This window comes from Pseudoalteromonas sp. S1727, from assembly GCF_005886375.1.
Taxonomy (GTDB): Bacteria; Pseudomonadota; Gammaproteobacteria; order Enterobacterales; family Alteromonadaceae; genus Pseudoalteromonas; species Pseudoalteromonas haloplanktis.
In genome coordinates, this window is the sequence record NZ_PNDT01000008.1 from 18,982 (window position 1) to 35,097 (window position 16,116).

The window sequence follows — 16,116 nt, forward strand, 5'->3', positions numbered from 1 at the left end:
TCATTAAGGAATATTGTGTTACAGCAACAATTAACTACTTTGTTAGCGCAAACTGATATTGCGCTAACCGAAAAACAACAGCAACAACTTGTTCAATATGTTGAGTTACTTAATAAATGGAACAAAGCTTATAATTTAACCTCAGTACGTTTACCTGAGGATATGATGATTAAACACATCATGGATAGCTTGGTTGTTGCTCCTCACCTACCCGGTCATCATTATATTGATGTTGGCACAGGTCCTGGTCTTCCGGGTATCGTTTTGGCCATTGCTTTACCTGATACACAATTTATTTTATTAGATAGTTTAGGTAAGCGAGTTCGTTTTTTAATGCAGGTTAAACACGAACTTGGCCTTAAAAATGTAACCCCTGTGCAGTCTAGAGTTGAAGATTATCAACCAAGTGTTAAATTAGATGGTGTTTTAAGTCGCGCATTTGCCTCTTTACAAGATATGGTTGACTGGTGTTCACACTTGATTGATCATTCAGGTAAATTTATTGCTTTAAAAGGCGTGTTTCCAAGTGAAGAGCTAGACTCATTACCTTCGGGTATCAAATTTGAGCAAAAAATTTCCTTGGAAGTACCAGAGTTAGATGCGCAAAGGCATTTAATTATTCTATCTAAAGACTAGGGATCAGAAACACTGTGGCAAAAGTCATCGCAATAGCAAACCAAAAAGGTGGTGTGGGTAAAACCACCACTGCGGTAAATCTCGCAGCTTCAATGGCCGCAACCAAACGCAAAGTGCTACTGATTGATCTTGATCCACAAGGCAATGCGACTATGGGTAGTGGCGTTGATAAATACGGTGATGTAGCAACAATTTATGATTTATTAATCGAAGATAAACCGATTGATGATGTTGTTTGTAAAGAAACCTCAGGTGAATATCATTTAATTGCCGCTAACGGTGATGTAACCGCTGCTGAAGTCAAGTTGATGGAGCTGTATGCGCGTGAAGTACGTTTGCGCAATGCCTTGGAAAAAATATCTGATCAGTACGAGTTTATTTTCATTGATTGTCCTCCATCGTTGAATATGTTGACAGTTAATGCGATGGCGGCCGCTGATTCTATTTTAGTGCCTATGCAATGTGAGTATTACGCTTTAGAAGGCTTAACCGCATTAATGGACACCATTACCCAATTAGCTAAGTTAGTTAATCCAAAACTACAAATTGAAGGGATTTTACGTACTATGTATGATCCACGTAATCGTTTGGCTAATGATGTATCTGAACAACTTAAACAGCATTTTGGCGATAAAGTATACCGCACTGTGATCCCACGTAATGTCCGTTTAGCTGAAGCGCCCAGTTTTGGTGCACCTGCTATGTATTATGACCGGGCATCAAGTGGTGCTAAAGCGTATTTAGCATTAGCCGGTGAAATGTTACGCAGAAAAGAAAAAATATCCCCAATCGTCGCCTAACTTGAGGTAAAAAGAACATGTCTGCTAAAAAACGTGGCTTAGGCCGAGGACTCGATGCTTTATTAAGTTCGTCAAAACCAGCACCGAGTATCGACAAAGAACAACTCAATACGAGTGAGCAGGATGTTATTGTTCAGCCTACTAGTAGTGAGTTACAAAAGCTACCAATTGAATTCTTACATTCAGGCAAATATCAGCCACGCAAAGACATGTCAGAGGAAGCGCTTGAAGAGCTTGCTAGTTCAATTCGCTCGCAAGGCATTATTCAACCTATCGTAGTGCGTCCTGTTGCGCAGGATAGTTATGAAATTATCGCTGGTGAGCGTCGCTGGCGCGCTGCACAACTAGCCAAACTTGATGTTGTACCATGTATAATCAAAGATGTACCAGATGAAGCAGCTGTGGCTATCGCACTGATTGAGAATATTCAGCGTGAAGATTTAAATGCCATGGAAGAAGCCGTTGCGTTACATCGTTTATTAACTGAATTTGAATTAACTCATCAACAAGTAGCGGATGCGGTTGGCAAATCTCGTACCACTGTCACCAATTTATTACGACTAAATAATCTTAATGATGATGTTAAAATTTTGTTGGAACATGGTGACATTGAAATGGGCCATGCACGTTGTTTATTAGCCCTTGAAGGTGAAGCGCAATCTGATGCCGCCCGACTTGCTGTAGCGAAAGCACTCACAGTACGTGAAACGGAAAAACTCGTTCGTTCAATCTTAGAGCCTGCCCCTAAAAAAGAAACTGTTAAAAAAGATCCAGATGTCATACAGTTAGAGTTGAAATTAGCTGAAAATCTCGGGGCTAAAGTAGAAATTAACTACAATAAAAAAGGCAAAGGAAATTTGGTTATTTCCTATACTAATTTAGAAGAGTTAGATGGCATTTTAAGCCGTATAAATGCCGAAAGTTTAGAGCATTTATAAATATCATGTCCAAAAAGAGACATTCGTCGCAAATTTGCACCACAATACACCGACTCAAGTTGCAAAACTGGCAGGAATCAGTATAATTTCGCCAGTTTTCATGCCCTGACAAATAGAACGCCAATAAGGTTAACTAAAAGTGACAAATAAGTTAGCAGCGCCTTATCGATTGGCTGCATTAAAATTAATCTATTTGCAAGGTAGTGTAGCCCTAGTTGCTGCCATAATCGTTTTTATCGGTTGGGGAGTAAGTGCCGGTCTCTCAGCATTAGCTGGAGGCGCTGTAGCCGTACTTCCTCACTGTGTATTTGCCATCTATGCATTCAGATATATGGGTGCAAGCAGAGCAGATCAAGCGTATGCCTCGTTAAAACGTGGTAACGGACTAAAATTTATGCTGACAATCGTATTGTTTGCGTTAGTACTAAAGCATTTTCCGGTAATTTTATTACCTTTCTTTAGTTGTTATGTACTCGCGTTATTTACTGGATTGTTTGCGCCCGTTTTTTTTAAACATTAACTTTTGGGATATAACATGGCTGAAGAAGTGACTATATCAAGCCATATCCAGCACCACTTAACCAATGCTAAGATGTGCTCGACCGATACCGGTCTTGCCTTCAACAAAGCATGTGCGGACAGTGGCTTCTGGACATGGCATATAGATACCCTCGCATGGTCTATTGGACTAGGTCTAGTATTTTTATGGATCTTCCGTAGTGCCGCTAAAAAATCAACAATTGGTGTACCAGGAAAATTTCAATGCTTTATTGAAATGATCGTTGAGTTCGTTGGTGACAACGTACGCGATACCTTCCATGGCAAAAGCAAGTTAATTGCACCATTAGCATTAACAATATTCGTTTGGATATTCTTAATGAACTTAATGGATTTAATACCTGTTGACTTCTTACCTGCATTTGCTGGATTTGTTGGCGAAAACGCATTTGGTATGGATTCTCATGACGTATACATGAAAATCGTACCTACCACTGATATCAACTTAACCGCTGCTTTAGCATTAGGCGTGTTTATTTTGATGATCGGTTACTCAATTAAAATCAAGGGTATTACTGGTTTTATTGCTGAGCTTACACTTCACCCGTTTAGCTCAAACAATAAACTGGCGATGATTTTCTTAATCCCTTGTAACTTATTACTAGAACTAATTGCACTTGTGTCTAAGCCTTTCTCGTTAGCACTACGTTTGTTCGGTAACTTGTATGCTGGTGAGTTGATATTCATCTTGATCGGCGCAGTAGGTTTAATGCAACTACCGTTGCACTTTGTTTGGGCTGTATTCCACATCTTAGTTATCGTATTGCAAGCATTCGTATTTATGATGCTGACTATCGTATACCTAAGCATGGCGAGCTCAGATAATCACTAATTTATATATTTACAATTTTACTTTTAACTTTAATTTACAATTGAAACTTTGGAGAAAAAAATGGAACTAGTATTAGGTCTTAAGTACATCGCAGTTGCTTTACTTATCGGTTTTGGTGCAATCGGCACTGCAATCGGCTTCGGTAACATGGGTGGTAAATTCCTAGAAGCATGTGCGCGTCAACCTGAGCTTGCACCTTCACTACAAGTTAAGATGTTCATCCTTGCTGGTCTTATCGATGCTGTTGCAATGATCGGTGTTGGTATCGCGATGGTAATCTTGTTCGTACTTTAATTTTATTTTTTGAACAGCTTACTATTTAAGGAGGAGCGGTCGTGAACTTAAACGCCACTCTTATCGGTGAACTAATTGCATTTACGGTGTTCGTACTTTTTTGTATGAAATTCGTATGGCCACCACTAAACGGTGCAATTGAAGCTCGCCAGAAGAAAATCGAAGATGGTTTAGCTGCCTCTGATAGAGCCGAAAAAGACTTAGAACTTGCGCAAAAGAAAGCTGCTGAACAGCTTAAAGATGCAAAAGCTCAAGCGGCTGATATCATTGATCAAGCTAAAAAGCGTGCCGTGCTAATTGTTGACGAAGAAACTGTTCGTGGTCAGCAAGAGCGTGAAAAAATTATTGCTCAAGGGCATTCTGAAATCGAATCAGAGCGTAACCGTGTAACTGAAGAGCTACGTAAACAAGTAGCTACTCTTGCAGTGGTTGGTGCTGAACGTATTTTAGAGCGCGAAATCAATCAAGCCGCACACAGTGACATCGTTGAAAAACTTGTCGCTGAGCTGTAATTAGGAGGGTATGAGCATGTCTGAATTGACTACTATCGCTCGCCCATACGCTAAAGCGGCTTTTGAACTTGCCGTTGAAAAAGGCACTATTGAAAGCTGGAATGATATGTTGTTTTTTGCTGGCCAAGTTGCCAGCAATGAACAAGCATCAAGCATTTTAGCTGGATTGCCTACTGCTACTGCACAAGCTGAGTTATTTAACAAAATTTGTGCTGAGCAGCTCAACGAACAAGGTCAGAACCTAGTGAAGGTGATGGCTGAAAATGGACGTTTGATAGCCCTACCTGCAGTTGCAGAGTTATTTGCTGAGTTTAAAGCAGAATACGATAAAGAAATCGAAGTAGACGTGATTTCGGCAACACCTCTTGCTGCAGCGCAGCAGGAGACATTGGTAGCGGCACTTGAAAAACGTTTCGCACGCAAAGTTAAGCTGAATTGTAGTGAAGACGCAACAGTCGTTGGCGGACTTATTATTAAGTCTGGCGACACTGTTATCGACGGCTCAGTACGCGGTAAATTAAACCGCTTAGCCACAACACTACAATCGTAATTGGGAAAAAGAGCATGCAACTTAATTCCACTGAAATTTCAGATCTGATCAAACAACGTATTGAGCAGTTCGAAGTTGTAAGTGAAGCTCGTAACGAAGGTACTATCGTATCTGTTACAGACGGTATCATCCGCATTCACGGTCTAGCTGACTGTATGCAAGGTGAAATGATTGAGCTTCCTGGCAACCGTTATGCTATCGCACTAAACCTTGAGCGTGACTCAATTGGTGCAGTAGTAATGGGTCCATACGCTGACCTTACTGAAGGCGTAAAAGTTTATACAACTGGCCGTATCTTAGAAGTTCCTGTTGGTCGTGGTCTACTTGGTCGTGTTGTAAACACACTAGGTGCCCCTATCGATGGTAAAGGCGCTTTAGATAACGACGGTTTTGAACCTGTAGAAAAAATTGCCCCTGGTGTAATCGAACGTAAATCAGTAGATGAGCCAGTTCAAACTGGTTATAAATCTATTGATGCGATGATCCCAGTTGGTCGTGGTCAACGTGAGCTTATCATCGGTGACCGTCAAACAGGTAAAACTGCACTAGCAATCGATGCAATCATCAACCAAAAAGGCACAGGCGTTAAGTGTGTGTATGTAGCGGTTGGTCAAAAAGCATCTACTATTGCTAACGTAGTACGTAAATTAGAAGAGCACGGTGCCCTAGCAAATACTATCGTAGTTGTTGCATCTGCTTCTGAGTCTGCGGCACTTCAGTACTTAGCTCCGTTCTCGGGCTGTACTATGGGTGAATACTTCCGTGACCGTGGTGAAGACGCGCTAATTATCTATGATGATTTATCTAAGCAAGCTGTTGCTTATCGTCAAATCTCATTGCTACTTAAGCGTCCACCAGGTCGTGAAGCATACCCAGGTGACGTATTCTACCTTCACTCTCGTCTTTTAGAGCGTGCATCGCGTGTAAACGCTGAGTACGTTGAGAAATTCACCAATGGTGAAGTGAAAGGTAAAACAGGTTCATTGACGGCATTGCCTATCATTGAAACTCAAGGCGGCGACGTTTCTGCGTTCGTACCGACTAACGTTATCTCTATCACCGATGGTCAGATCTTCTTAGAAACTGACTTATTCAACTCAGGTATCCGTCCGGCAGTAAATGCTGGTATCTCGGTATCGCGTGTTGGTGGTGCTGCACAAACTAAAATCGTTAAGAAACTAGGTGGCGGTATCCGTCTAGCCCTAGCTCAGTACCGTGAATTAGCTGCGTTCTCGCAGTTCGCGTCTGATCTTGATGATGCAACACGTGCTCAACTTGAGCATGGTGAGCGTGTAACAGAGCTAATGAAGCAGAAACAGTACGCGCCAATGTCTGTTGCTGAAATGTCTTTGTCGTTATTTGCAGCTGAGAAAGGTTATCTGAAAGATATCGAAATCGCTAAGATCATGGATTTTGAAGCATCTTTACTTTCTTATGCAAACAGCACATACGCAGAGCTTGTGGCTCAAATCAATGAAACTGGTAACTACAACGCCGAGATCGAAGCGCAACTTAAAGAACTTCTAGAGAAGTTCAAGTCTACGCAAACTTGGTAATTTAGTTATTAATGGTGCGCTTTAGTTTGCTAAAGCACACCTTGATTCGGAGAGAGAGTCATGGCCAGCGGAAAAGAGATTAAAAGCAAGATCGGAAGTATTAAAAATACTCAAAAGATCACTAGCGCAATGGAAATGGTTGCAGCGTCTAAAATGAAAAAGGCGCAAGATCGTGTAGCTTCAAGCCGTCCATACGCTGAAAAATTACGCAAAGTGATTGGTCGTGTTGCTCAAGCAAATCTTGATTTTACTCACCCGTTCTTAGAAGAGCGTGAAGTAAAACGAGTTGGTTATATTGTTATCTCTACAGACCGTGGTCTGTGTGGCGGTTTAAACTCTAACGAGTTTAAAAAAGTTGCACTAGATGTTAAAGCGTGGAAAGAAAAAGGTGTAAACGCTGAGTTTGCAACTTTAGGCAGTAAAGCTGCTGGTTTCTTCCAACGTTTTGGTGGTCAACTACTCGCTAAAAAAGCGGGTTTAGGGGATAAACCTTCAGTACAAGACATTATTGGTCCTGTAAAAATAATGCTAGATGCATTCTCTGAAGGCAAAATTGACCGTTTATTCTTGGTATATAACAACTTCGTTAATACCATGAAGCAAGAGCCAATTATAGATCAGTTACTCCCTTTGCCAAAAGCTGAAAAAGAAGTATCTGCTTACACATGGGATTACTTATATGAGCCAAACCCAGAGGCTATTTTAGAGTCTTTGTTAGTACGTTTCATTGAGTCTCAAGTATACCAAGGTGTAGTTGAAAACGCTGCCTCTGAACAGGCCGCCCGTATGGTTGCAATGAAAGCTGCAACTGATAACGCTGGCGACCTTATGGATGAGTTACAGCTTGTTTATAACAAGGCCCGTCAAGCGGCAATCACACAAGAAATTAGTGAGATTGTTTCTGGCTCAGCCGCAGTTTAATGCTTCTGGCAAAGATTAACGAGAGGAATAGACATGAGTTTAGGTAAGGTCGTCCAAATTATCGGTGCCGTTGTGGATATTGAGTTTTCACAAGACAACGTGCCAGCCGTATATGACGCGCTAAAAGTAACAGACGGTGATTTAGCTGGTTTGACTCTAGAAGTTCAACAACAGCTAGGTGGCGGTGTGGTACGTACTATCGCACTAGGTACTACTGACGGTTTACGTCGTGGTGCTTTAGTATCAAACACAGGTGAAGCGATTCAAGTTCCAGTTGGTAAAGCAACACTTGGTCGTATCATGAACGTACTTGGTGAGCCAATCGATGAAGCTGGCCCAATCGGCGAAGAAGACCGTATGTCTATTCACCGTGCAGCGCCTACTTACGAAGAGCAATCAAGTTCAGTAGAACTTTTAGAAACTGGTATCAAGGTAATCGACCTTGTATGTCCATTTGCTAAAGGTGGTAAAGTTGGTTTATTCGGTGGTGCCGGTGTTGGTAAAACCGTAAACATGATGGAACTTATCCGTAACATCGCAATCGAGCACAGCGGCTACTCAGTATTCGCAGGTGTTGGTGAGCGTACTCGTGAGGGTAACGATTTCTATCATGAAATGAACGATTCAAACGTACTTGATAAAGTATCGCTTGTATACGGTCAGATGAACGAGCCTCCAGGTAACCGTTTACGCGTAGCGTTAACTGGTCTTACTATGGCTGAAAAGTTCCGTGATGAAGGTCGCGATGTACTTTTCTTCGTAGATAACATCTACCGTTACACGCTTGCTGGTACAGAAGTATCTGCACTACTTGGTCGTATGCCATCAGCGGTAGGTTACCAGCCTACACTTGCTGAAGAAATGGGTGTACTACAAGAGCGTATCGCTTCAACTAAGACGGGTTCAATTACTTCAATCCAAGCGGTATACGTACCTGCGGATGATTTAACGGATCCATCTCCAGCAACTACCTTTGCTCACTTAGATGCAACAGTAGTACTTTCACGTGATATCGCATCACTTGGTATCTACCCAGCGGTAGATCCACTTGATTCATCTTCACGTCAACTTGACCCATTAGTAATTGGTCAAGAGCACTACGATACAGCACGTGGCGTTCAAACAGTTCTTCAGCGTTATAAAGAACTTAAAGACATCATTGCAATCCTAGGTATGGACGAGCTTTCTGACGAAGATAAGCAACTTGTATCTCGTGCACGTAAAATCCAACGTTTCCTATCTCAGCCATTCTTCGTGGCAGAGGTATTCACAGGATCGCCGGGTAAATACGTGTCACTTAAAGACACAATTGCTGGCTTCAAAGGCATCTTAAACGGTGAATTTGATGATATGCCAGAGCAAGCGTTCTACATGGTTGGCTCTATCGAAGAAGCTCAAGAAAAAGCCAAAAGCATGTAATTAGGAGGGTAGTATGGCAGCTATGACTGTACATCTTGACGTAGTAAGTGCTGAGCAGAGTTTATTTTCTGGTTTAGTTGAATCTATTCAAGTAAGTGGTAGTGAAGGTGAGCTAGGTGTTAATGCTGGTCACGCTCCACTACTAACTGCCCTTAAACCTGGTATGGTACGTTTAGTTAAGCAACATGGTGAAGAAGAGCTCATCTATATTGCTGGCGGTACACTAGAAGTTCAACCGAACATAGTGACTGTCCTTGCAGATACTGCAATTCGTGGTGAAGACCTTGATGAGCAAGCTGCAGAACAAGCTAAACGTGACGCTGAACAACAAATGGCACAAGGTGGAACTGCTGAGCTAGATTATAGCCAAGCAGCGATACAACTAGCTGAAGCAATCGCTCAGTTACGTGTTATTCAGCAATTACGTAATAAGTAAGCCTATCTGGTTTTTTAAAAGCCCACTTTATGTGGGCTTTTTTGTGCCTGTAGAGATGACATGGAAAGACTAAGCTGTTAATCTGCAGTTAATCGTATGTGGTGGTTTATTATCGGAATCAAGCAATAAATAAGCTGCTGTAAGGATATAATGTAAGCGAAAAAATGAAACAAGCAGAGTTTCCTGATTCAGTAATAGAAGTAAAATTTGGTACTTGGTGTTTAAATATAAAGCGGCAAATAATTAATGATGGCATCGTTGAAAAAGAGCTAGAGCCGCTACTGTTTAAAATTTTAAGTTACCTCATCCTAAATAAAAATACTATTATCACCCGCCAAAATCTAATCGATGATGTTTGGTGTCAAAGTTATGTTGATGATAACGCGATAAATAGAGCGATATCAGAACTTAGAAAAATCTTAAAATCCCCTAACCAAGCTGCTTTAGTTGTCAAAACACATTATCGAAAAGGATATAGTTTTGTACCCAATGTTGAGTTTATAGAAAGTGGATACCAAAGCCCGAACTCAAATCCAGTCAATGAGCTAGATTCTAAAGAAGCCGCTAAGCCGGTGGCAAAAAAATACACTGTTTGGGTATTAGCCTTACTGATCATTCTGCTAGCAAGCATTGTAGTTAGCTTATTTAAATGGACAGCTACAAAAAACGAAGTAAAAATCATTGATAAAAGCTATCAAGAAGAGGTTTTGTCAATGAAGGACGGATCTCATTCTTATCTTGTACTTTCACCCAATGAAAAGAACATAGCGTTCATTGTTTCAAAAGGTGGAGTAGGGAATCAATTAATTAATAAGGAACTTGATACAGGAAAAGAAAAATCATTATCAAAACCCGGTTATAAATTATATCCAGTTGGTTGGTCACATAACAATAATGAGATTATCTACTGGCAAAGTAATGGCTTGGATTGTCAGGTATTTATTGTTGATAGTAACTTTTCTGGCGAGAGTCGATATTTGTTTGATTGCTCACATTTACCTTTTTCTGGGCAGGGGGTTAATGATACTAGCCTCGTATATTCTAAATTTGGTTATCGTAATCGGGATGAGCTTGCTGTATTGATGAATCGTAACCTCATAACAGGTGAAGAGTATCAAATAAGCTCTCCCAATCTAAATTCTTACGGTGATCAGTTTTTAGCATACATAAAAGGTAAAAATAAGGTGGTTTTTGAGCGCCATCAACTCGATTCTAGCGAGTTGTATATTGCAGATGTTGAGGGAGGGTCTCAAACTCACCTATATACCACTAAGAATCGTATTTGGACATTGAAATATCATCAGGGATCAGATTCATTACTTTGGTACGATAATGTTGATCGTATTCTTTATCAATACTCCCTAGGTAATCAGAAATTGCTTCAAAAAATATCTATGCGAGGGATTTCAGATTATTCATCTACAATGCCATTGAATCCCAGCGAGATGCTCGCGATTGAATACCCATTTAGCGTACGCATTCACCAATTAGATTTGGATAACTTTAATTTTAAAGATATGATGCCAAAAGACATATATCCATTTAATGCGCAAAACACTGATAATGGGTATATTTATTATCTATTTCAAGATGCACAAATAGTTAAGTTAGCTGTATTAGACACTACCACGGGTACTGTGAGTATTAAATCAAATAGTGTTGATTTTAGGGAAATAAGAGTTTCAAGTGATGGGGAAGAACTATTAACAATAAAAGCTAATGAAATTGAGGTTCGTGATACAGCTGAGTTAAATTTAAAAGATACTATTACAATTGATGGCAATATCATCAATGTTGAGTATCTAAATAATAGAAATATTGGCTATATTGTGCGTGGTAATAATACGACCAGTAACAAATCCTATCTGTATGATAGGGAAACAAAAAAAAGTATATTGCTACCAATAAGTAATCCAATTTGGTTTGAGCAGCTTTCATCCTCAAAGTATATATTTCTTTCAGCACAAAATAAGTTACAAATTTTTGATAGTTGGAATAATTTAATAACTCACGAGTTTGAAATAAGCCCTGTATTGTATATGCATTCGTTTACTCTTGATGGAGATAAACTTTTTCATTCTGATGGCTTGAATATCTATTTATATGATTTTAGCTTAGGTTTTGAGGTTAAAGCAGAGCTTGTTTACACGCTAAAGGATAATAAACTAATAAGTCAGCTAAGTTATGCGAATGGGCAGGATAGCTTATCGATTACCACCATTGAAACTAACAATAATAAGCTCATAAAAGTGGTTGAAGTGCCCCAGTAACTTTTTAGAGTCGTTGAGATATTTTTCAATAATAAGACAATCGAAATACTGTCATAATATTTTACTTATATCCTTCACCAATCCTCGTTACAATAGTCACAAATAAAGCGAATAATAATTTCAGCTTAGATTCAGTGGCTATTGTTAGATTGCCCATTGAGTAGGTGCACATGATGTGACTTACGTTATCTTGGTTGAATTTACACACGCTTACTCATTCCAATAAAACAAAGAAAGAAGGATATTGTTTTAATGTCTCTGACTACAGTAATTCTTGCTGCGGGTAAAGGTACTCGTATGCGTTCTGCTTTACCTAAGGTATTGCATAAAGTTGCCGGTAAACCTATGGTGCAACACGTTATCGATAATGCTAAAGCACTCGGTGCTACATCGACTAACTTAGTTTATGGTCATGGCGGCGAATTATTACAACAACAACTTGCTGACAACGATGTAAACTGGGTTCTTCAAGCTGAGCAGCTTGGTACTGGCCATGCAGTGGCCCAAGCAAACCCACATATTAATGATGAAGACACTGTATTGGTTTTATACGGTGACGTACCACTGACAAAACAATCAACCCTTGAGCGTTTACTCGCTGCCACACCTGAAAACGGCTTAGCCGTGCTTACTGTAAATTTAGCTAACCCTAATGGTTATGGCCGCATGTTACGTGTTGATGGCAAGCTAGTAGGGATTGTTGAACAAAAAGATGCAAGCGCAGAGCAATTACTTATTAACGAAGTAAACACTGGCATTATGGCTGTTAATGGCAAGCTACTCAAAAGCTGGTTAGGCAACTTATCTAACGAAAACGCGCAAGGTGAATACTACCTCACAGATATAGTCGCCATGGCGCACAGTGAAGGTGTTGAGATCAGCTCAGCACAACCCGATCACCCAATGGAAGTTGAGGGCGCAAACAACCGCGTACAACTTGCAGGCCTTGAGCGCGCGTATCAAGCATGGCAAGCAGAAGAATTAATGTTAAATGGTGCAACACTGGCTGATCCTGCTCGCATTGATGTACGCGGCGAAGTGACAACGGGTGAAGATGTACTAATTGATGTAAACGTTATTTTTGAAGGTAAAGTTACCCTTGGTAACAACGTTGAAGTGGGCCCTAACTGTGTACTTAAAAATTGTACTATTGGCGATAACGTAATTATTAAAGCCAATACCTTAATTGAGGATGCTAGCGTAGCCGATAAGTGCACTTTAGGTCCTTATGCTCGCCTGCGCCCAGGTGCGATTATGGAAGAAGACTCGCATATTGGTAACTTTGTTGAGATGAAAAAAACTCGTTTAGGTAAAGGCTCTAAAGCAAACCACTTAAGTTACTTAGGTGATGCGGAAATTGGCGAAAAAGTTAATATCGGTGCTGGCACTATTACCTGTAACTACGATGGCGTTAATAAATCAAAAACTATTATTGGCGATAATGCTTTTATAGGCTCTAACTCTTCATTGGTTGCTCCTGTAAATATTGGTGCAACAGCAACTGTTGGTGCAGGCTCTGTGATCACTAGCACGGTTGAAGATGAACAGCTCGCAATCGCACGTTCAAAACAGCGCAATTTAACCGGTTGGAAACGCCCAGTTAAAAAATAACTCCTTATTTACATTACCCTAATGTAACAAGAAAGCGAATTATGAAGTGACCCCCAATAGTTGGACATTCCAATTACTGGGGGTCTTTTTATTTTCCAGAGTACATGTTAGTTAGAATGAAGCATTTAAGCTCAGCTCAATACTACGTTCTGCGCCCATCCAGCACTTACTGATATCATAACAAGCACCTACATAACGCTTATCGGTTAAGTTGCTTATAGCTAAACCTAGTCTATAACTATCATTAAAGCGGTAACTGGCTGCGGCATCAAACAAAGTATACCCTGGTACGGTACCAGAGTTTTGTGCATCTAATTGGCTTTCACCTACATATCGTACGCCGCCGTTAAATTCTAACGCGTCACTAAAGAAGTAATTTAGCCACAGTGATGCTTGTTGTTCTGCCACCCAAATAGGAGTTTTACCTTCTAGTGTTGGGTTTTGTGGGTTATCGGTTACTTCAACATCCATATCCGTAAGGTTTAATGTTACATCTAATGAGTCATTAAGTTGTTGATAGATGCTCGCTTCAAAACCTTTTGATTGTACTTCGCCATTTTGTGTCTTCTTCATGAAGTCAGGGGTATTAACCACAACATCTTGTTTACGTAGGTCAAAGAAGGCGGCAGTAATTTTTGTGCTTGAATCACTATTATGGTATTTCAAACCTAACTCGATTTGTTCTGCCGTTGTCGGTTTAAATGCTTGCCCTGTTTCACTATCAACTCCGGGAGTGGGCTCGAACGATTCTGAATAACTTGCATATGGAGCAATATTATTTTCAAAAGTATAGATAGCCGCCATTCTATAAGTCGTATCGCTTTGGTCTATTTCTTGGTTACTAGTAGCGCCACTTACTAAGGTATCGGTTAAGCTGTAGTAGTTATCATGGCGTAGACCCGCAATCACTGTAAGCGCATCAATTTTAATTTCATCTTGCAGATAAAAACCGCGTTGTGATTGTTCTAAACGATCAAATTGACGATAAGTATCTAAAGCGGCAGTGGTATCGTCATTAAACTGATTGTAATCAGGATTTGATAAATCTAAGCTTGGGGTACTAGCACCAAAGGTATCAGCATAGTCGAAAGTTGAATCTAGAGTTTGGTATTCAAAACCAAATAAAAGGTGGTGATTGCTATCAGCAAGTTTGAATTGCATAGCGAGTTGGTTATCAACTACAAAGCCTTCCGCATCTTCGATAGTTTTATATGCTGTACGGGATAATACTTTATCTCCATCAGCTAAACCAAAGTCATAACTATTTTGTTGCGTGGCGTCTGCATTGGTGTAGCGGAAATTCTGTAAAAATGATATTGAGTTTGAAAATTCATGGTTTAATTTATAACCAATCATAGTGACTTCGCGGGCAAACTCAGCCCAGTTTTCATCACCAGCATATGCATCAGGCTCTAATTTCCCGTAACTAGCTTCGTAAAGAGTTCCTTTACCGGGAAGGGTTGTTGATGGCACCATCTTAGGATCATCTTGATAATATAAATTAACATTTAAGCTAGTTTGCTCACTAATATCAAAAGTGACAGAAGGTGCAATGGTTATCCTTTCTTCCTCTGTGGTCTGTTGCTGGCCATCGCGACTACGAGCAAGCGCAATGAATCTATAATTCACACCGTCAGTGATCGCGCCTGTGCTATCTACAGCCAGTTCAGCCAAATTATTTGTGCCTATACGTGCTCTAAAGTTATGCTCTGAAATAGCTTGCGGAGTTTTAGCTGTTTGATTGACCATTCCTCCTGGTGGTGCAGAGCCATATAATACAGAAGCCGGGCCTTTTAAAACCTCCACACTTTGCGTTGCAAACGCATCAACTTGTGGAGCTAAGTTATAAGCCAGATTGTATTGCAGAGGTAAACCGTCGTAAAAATTACGGTAACTTTCAAAGCCACGAATCGTGTATTGATCAAAAATAGTCACTGTAGCGCGGTTTTCTGGTGTTATACCTGAAACATAACGCAGAGCCTCATTTACGGTATCCACTTGGCGTAATTCAAGTAACTTACTGTCGTACACTTCAAAACTCATAGGCGACTCAATCGGAGTTAAACTTGATTTAGTCCCCGTTGAACGATAGCTTTTGCCATATACTTCTATGTTTTCTATATCCTCGTCTACTACTTCTGTTGCTAAGCAATAGTTGCTAATTAGACATAATGATATAGCTGATAATCTTAACGTTACTTTCTTCAACACGATTACTCCTTAATTCTATGGAAATAAATAAGCCCGCCTACGTAAACGCGATTAGTATACATTCTCAATTGTAATTGGCAATTCTTTCTATAAAATGGTCATTTTTACAGTTTGTGTGTTTATGGTTGTTTGATTTATGCACAGAAGATAAGGTTTTAAGCATTTTTTGTACTCATTTTATACGGATTTTAAATTAATTTAATAAAACTGAAATAAAGCGTTGACGGCCTCAAGATAATCCCTATAATGCGCATCCACTGACCCGGCAGGCAGCAATGAAAAGCGCTGAACAAACGGTAAGTGAGTCGAGTAAAACTTAATATTAAAACTTCTTAAAATTAAGTGTTGACAAAAATATAGGAAAGCGTAAGATTCGCTTCCCTTGAGTCGCCAAGGCAACTCAAACGTTCTTTAACAATATAAAGCAATCATCTGTGTGGGCACTCGTACAGATTGAGTTCTAACAGCAGATTCTAGTTCGCTAGATGATGCAAACAAATTTAGAGTCTCAATTGAACTGAGTGACCAACAGCAATAAATTTATTTATTGCAGCACAGTCAATTCAATATCT

15 protein-coding genes are annotated in these 16,116 nt (G+C 40.1%); 14 read left to right on the plus strand and 1 reads right to left on the minus strand.

The window, feature by feature from the left end; genetic code table 11:
* Positions 1-15: 15 nt before the first annotated feature.
* The 14 genes from rsmG (at position 16) to glmU (ending at position 13,333) form a co-directional block, all read left to right on the plus strand.
* Positions 16-636 (plus strand): 16S rRNA (guanine(527)-N(7))-methyltransferase RsmG, encoded by a 621-nt coding sequence (rsmG, locus tag CWB85_RS02150; RefSeq protein WP_016710502.1) that lies wholly within the window; start codon positions 16-18, stop codon positions 634-636.
* A gap of 14 nt (positions 637-650) precedes the next feature.
* A complete protein-coding gene (locus tag CWB85_RS02155; protein ID WP_016710501.1) occupies positions 651-1,436 on the plus strand; it encodes a ParA family protein in 786 nt (261 codons plus the stop codon).
* A gap of 17 nt (positions 1,437-1,453) precedes the next feature.
* Positions 1,454-2,374, plus strand: a complete 921-nt coding sequence (locus CWB85_RS02160) for a ParB/RepB/Spo0J family partition protein (protein WP_138553994.1) — start codon at positions 1,454-1,456, stop codon at positions 2,372-2,374.
* A 139-nt stretch (positions 2,375-2,513) separates the two neighbouring features.
* Complete coding sequence (locus tag CWB85_RS02165; protein WP_138553995.1) at positions 2,514-2,894, plus strand: ATP synthase subunit I; 381 nt, start codon at positions 2,514-2,516, stop codon at positions 2,892-2,894.
* 15 nt (positions 2,895-2,909) lie between these two features.
* Positions 2,910-3,764 (plus strand): F0F1 ATP synthase subunit A, encoded by an 855-nt coding sequence (atpB, locus tag CWB85_RS02170; RefSeq protein ID WP_016710498.1) that lies wholly within the window; start codon positions 2,910-2,912, stop codon positions 3,762-3,764.
* 60 nt (positions 3,765-3,824) lie between these two features.
* Positions 3,825-4,058 (plus strand): F0F1 ATP synthase subunit C, encoded by a 234-nt coding sequence (gene atpE, locus CWB85_RS02175; protein WP_004588071.1) that lies wholly within the window; start codon positions 3,825-3,827, stop codon positions 4,056-4,058.
* 41 nt (positions 4,059-4,099) lie between these two features.
* Positions 4,100-4,570, plus strand: coding sequence for a F0F1 ATP synthase subunit B (atpF, locus tag CWB85_RS02180; protein WP_016710497.1), 471 nt, complete (start codon positions 4,100-4,102; stop codon positions 4,568-4,570).
* A 16-nt stretch (positions 4,571-4,586) separates the two neighbouring features.
* On the plus strand, positions 4,587-5,120 hold the full coding sequence (gene atpH, locus CWB85_RS02185; RefSeq protein ID WP_016710496.1) for a F0F1 ATP synthase subunit delta: 534 nt from the start codon (positions 4,587-4,589) through the stop codon (positions 5,118-5,120).
* Between the two features lie 14 nt (positions 5,121-5,134).
* Entirely contained in the window at positions 5,135-6,676 is a 1,542-nt protein-coding gene (atpA, locus tag CWB85_RS02190; protein WP_016710495.1) for a F0F1 ATP synthase subunit alpha, read from the plus strand.
* A gap of 60 nt (positions 6,677-6,736) precedes the next feature.
* A complete protein-coding gene (gene atpG, locus CWB85_RS02195; RefSeq protein ID WP_016710494.1) occupies positions 6,737-7,597 on the plus strand; it encodes a F0F1 ATP synthase subunit gamma in 861 nt (286 codons plus the stop codon).
* Positions 7,598-7,630: 33 nt separating this feature from the next.
* Positions 7,631-9,016 carry a F0F1 ATP synthase subunit beta gene (gene atpD, locus CWB85_RS02200; RefSeq protein WP_016710493.1) on the plus strand — a complete coding sequence of 462 codons (1,386 nt, stop codon included), beginning with the start codon at positions 7,631-7,633 and terminating at the stop codon, positions 9,014-9,016.
* A gap of 13 nt (positions 9,017-9,029) precedes the next feature.
* A complete protein-coding gene (locus tag CWB85_RS02205; RefSeq protein WP_016710492.1) occupies positions 9,030-9,452 on the plus strand; it encodes a F0F1 ATP synthase subunit epsilon in 423 nt (140 codons plus the stop codon).
* A gap of 164 nt (positions 9,453-9,616) precedes the next feature.
* Positions 9,617-11,722 carry a winged helix-turn-helix domain-containing protein gene (locus CWB85_RS02210; protein ID WP_138553996.1) on the plus strand — a complete coding sequence of 702 codons (2,106 nt, stop codon included), beginning with the start codon at positions 9,617-9,619 and terminating at the stop codon, positions 11,720-11,722.
* Positions 11,723-11,974: 252 nt separating this feature from the next.
* Positions 11,975-13,333, plus strand: a complete 1,359-nt coding sequence (gene glmU / locus CWB85_RS02215) for a bifunctional UDP-N-acetylglucosamine diphosphorylase/glucosamine-1-phosphate N-acetyltransferase GlmU (RefSeq protein ID WP_138553997.1) — start codon at positions 11,975-11,977, stop codon at positions 13,331-13,333.
* A 111-nt stretch (positions 13,334-13,444) separates the two neighbouring features.
* Here glmU and CWB85_RS02220 read toward each other — a convergent pair whose 3' ends face one another.
* Positions 13,445-15,544: a TonB-dependent siderophore receptor gene (locus CWB85_RS02220; RefSeq protein WP_138553998.1), complete on the minus strand. Its 2,100-nt coding sequence runs from the start codon at positions 15,542-15,544 to the stop codon at positions 13,445-13,447.
* Positions 15,545-16,116: the final 572 nt, after the last annotated feature.

Coding starts and splice junctions, on each gene's coding strand:
- atpD (WP_016710493.1), top strand. CDS start 7,631: ATGAGTTTAGGTAAGGTCGTCCAAATTATCGGTGCCGTTGTGGATATT.
- atpH (WP_016710496.1), top strand. CDS start 4,587: ATGTCTGAATTGACTACTATCGCTCGCCCATACGCTAAAGCGGCTTTT.
- glmU (WP_138553997.1), top strand. CDS start 11,975: ATGTCTCTGACTACAGTAATTCTTGCTGCGGGTAAAGGTACTCGTATG.
- atpB (WP_016710498.1), top strand. CDS start 2,910: ATGGCTGAAGAAGTGACTATATCAAGCCATATCCAGCACCACTTAACC.
- atpE (WP_004588071.1), top strand. CDS start 3,825: ATGGAACTAGTATTAGGTCTTAAGTACATCGCAGTTGCTTTACTTATC.
- CWB85_RS02210 (WP_138553996.1), top strand. CDS start 9,617: ATGAAACAAGCAGAGTTTCCTGATTCAGTAATAGAAGTAAAATTTGGT.
- CWB85_RS02160 (WP_138553994.1), top strand. CDS start 1,454: ATGTCTGCTAAAAAACGTGGCTTAGGCCGAGGACTCGATGCTTTATTA.
- atpA (WP_016710495.1), top strand. CDS start 5,135: ATGCAACTTAATTCCACTGAAATTTCAGATCTGATCAAACAACGTATT.
- CWB85_RS02205 (WP_016710492.1), top strand. CDS start 9,030: ATGGCAGCTATGACTGTACATCTTGACGTAGTAAGTGCTGAGCAGAGT.
- atpG (WP_016710494.1), top strand. CDS start 6,737: ATGGCCAGCGGAAAAGAGATTAAAAGCAAGATCGGAAGTATTAAAAAT.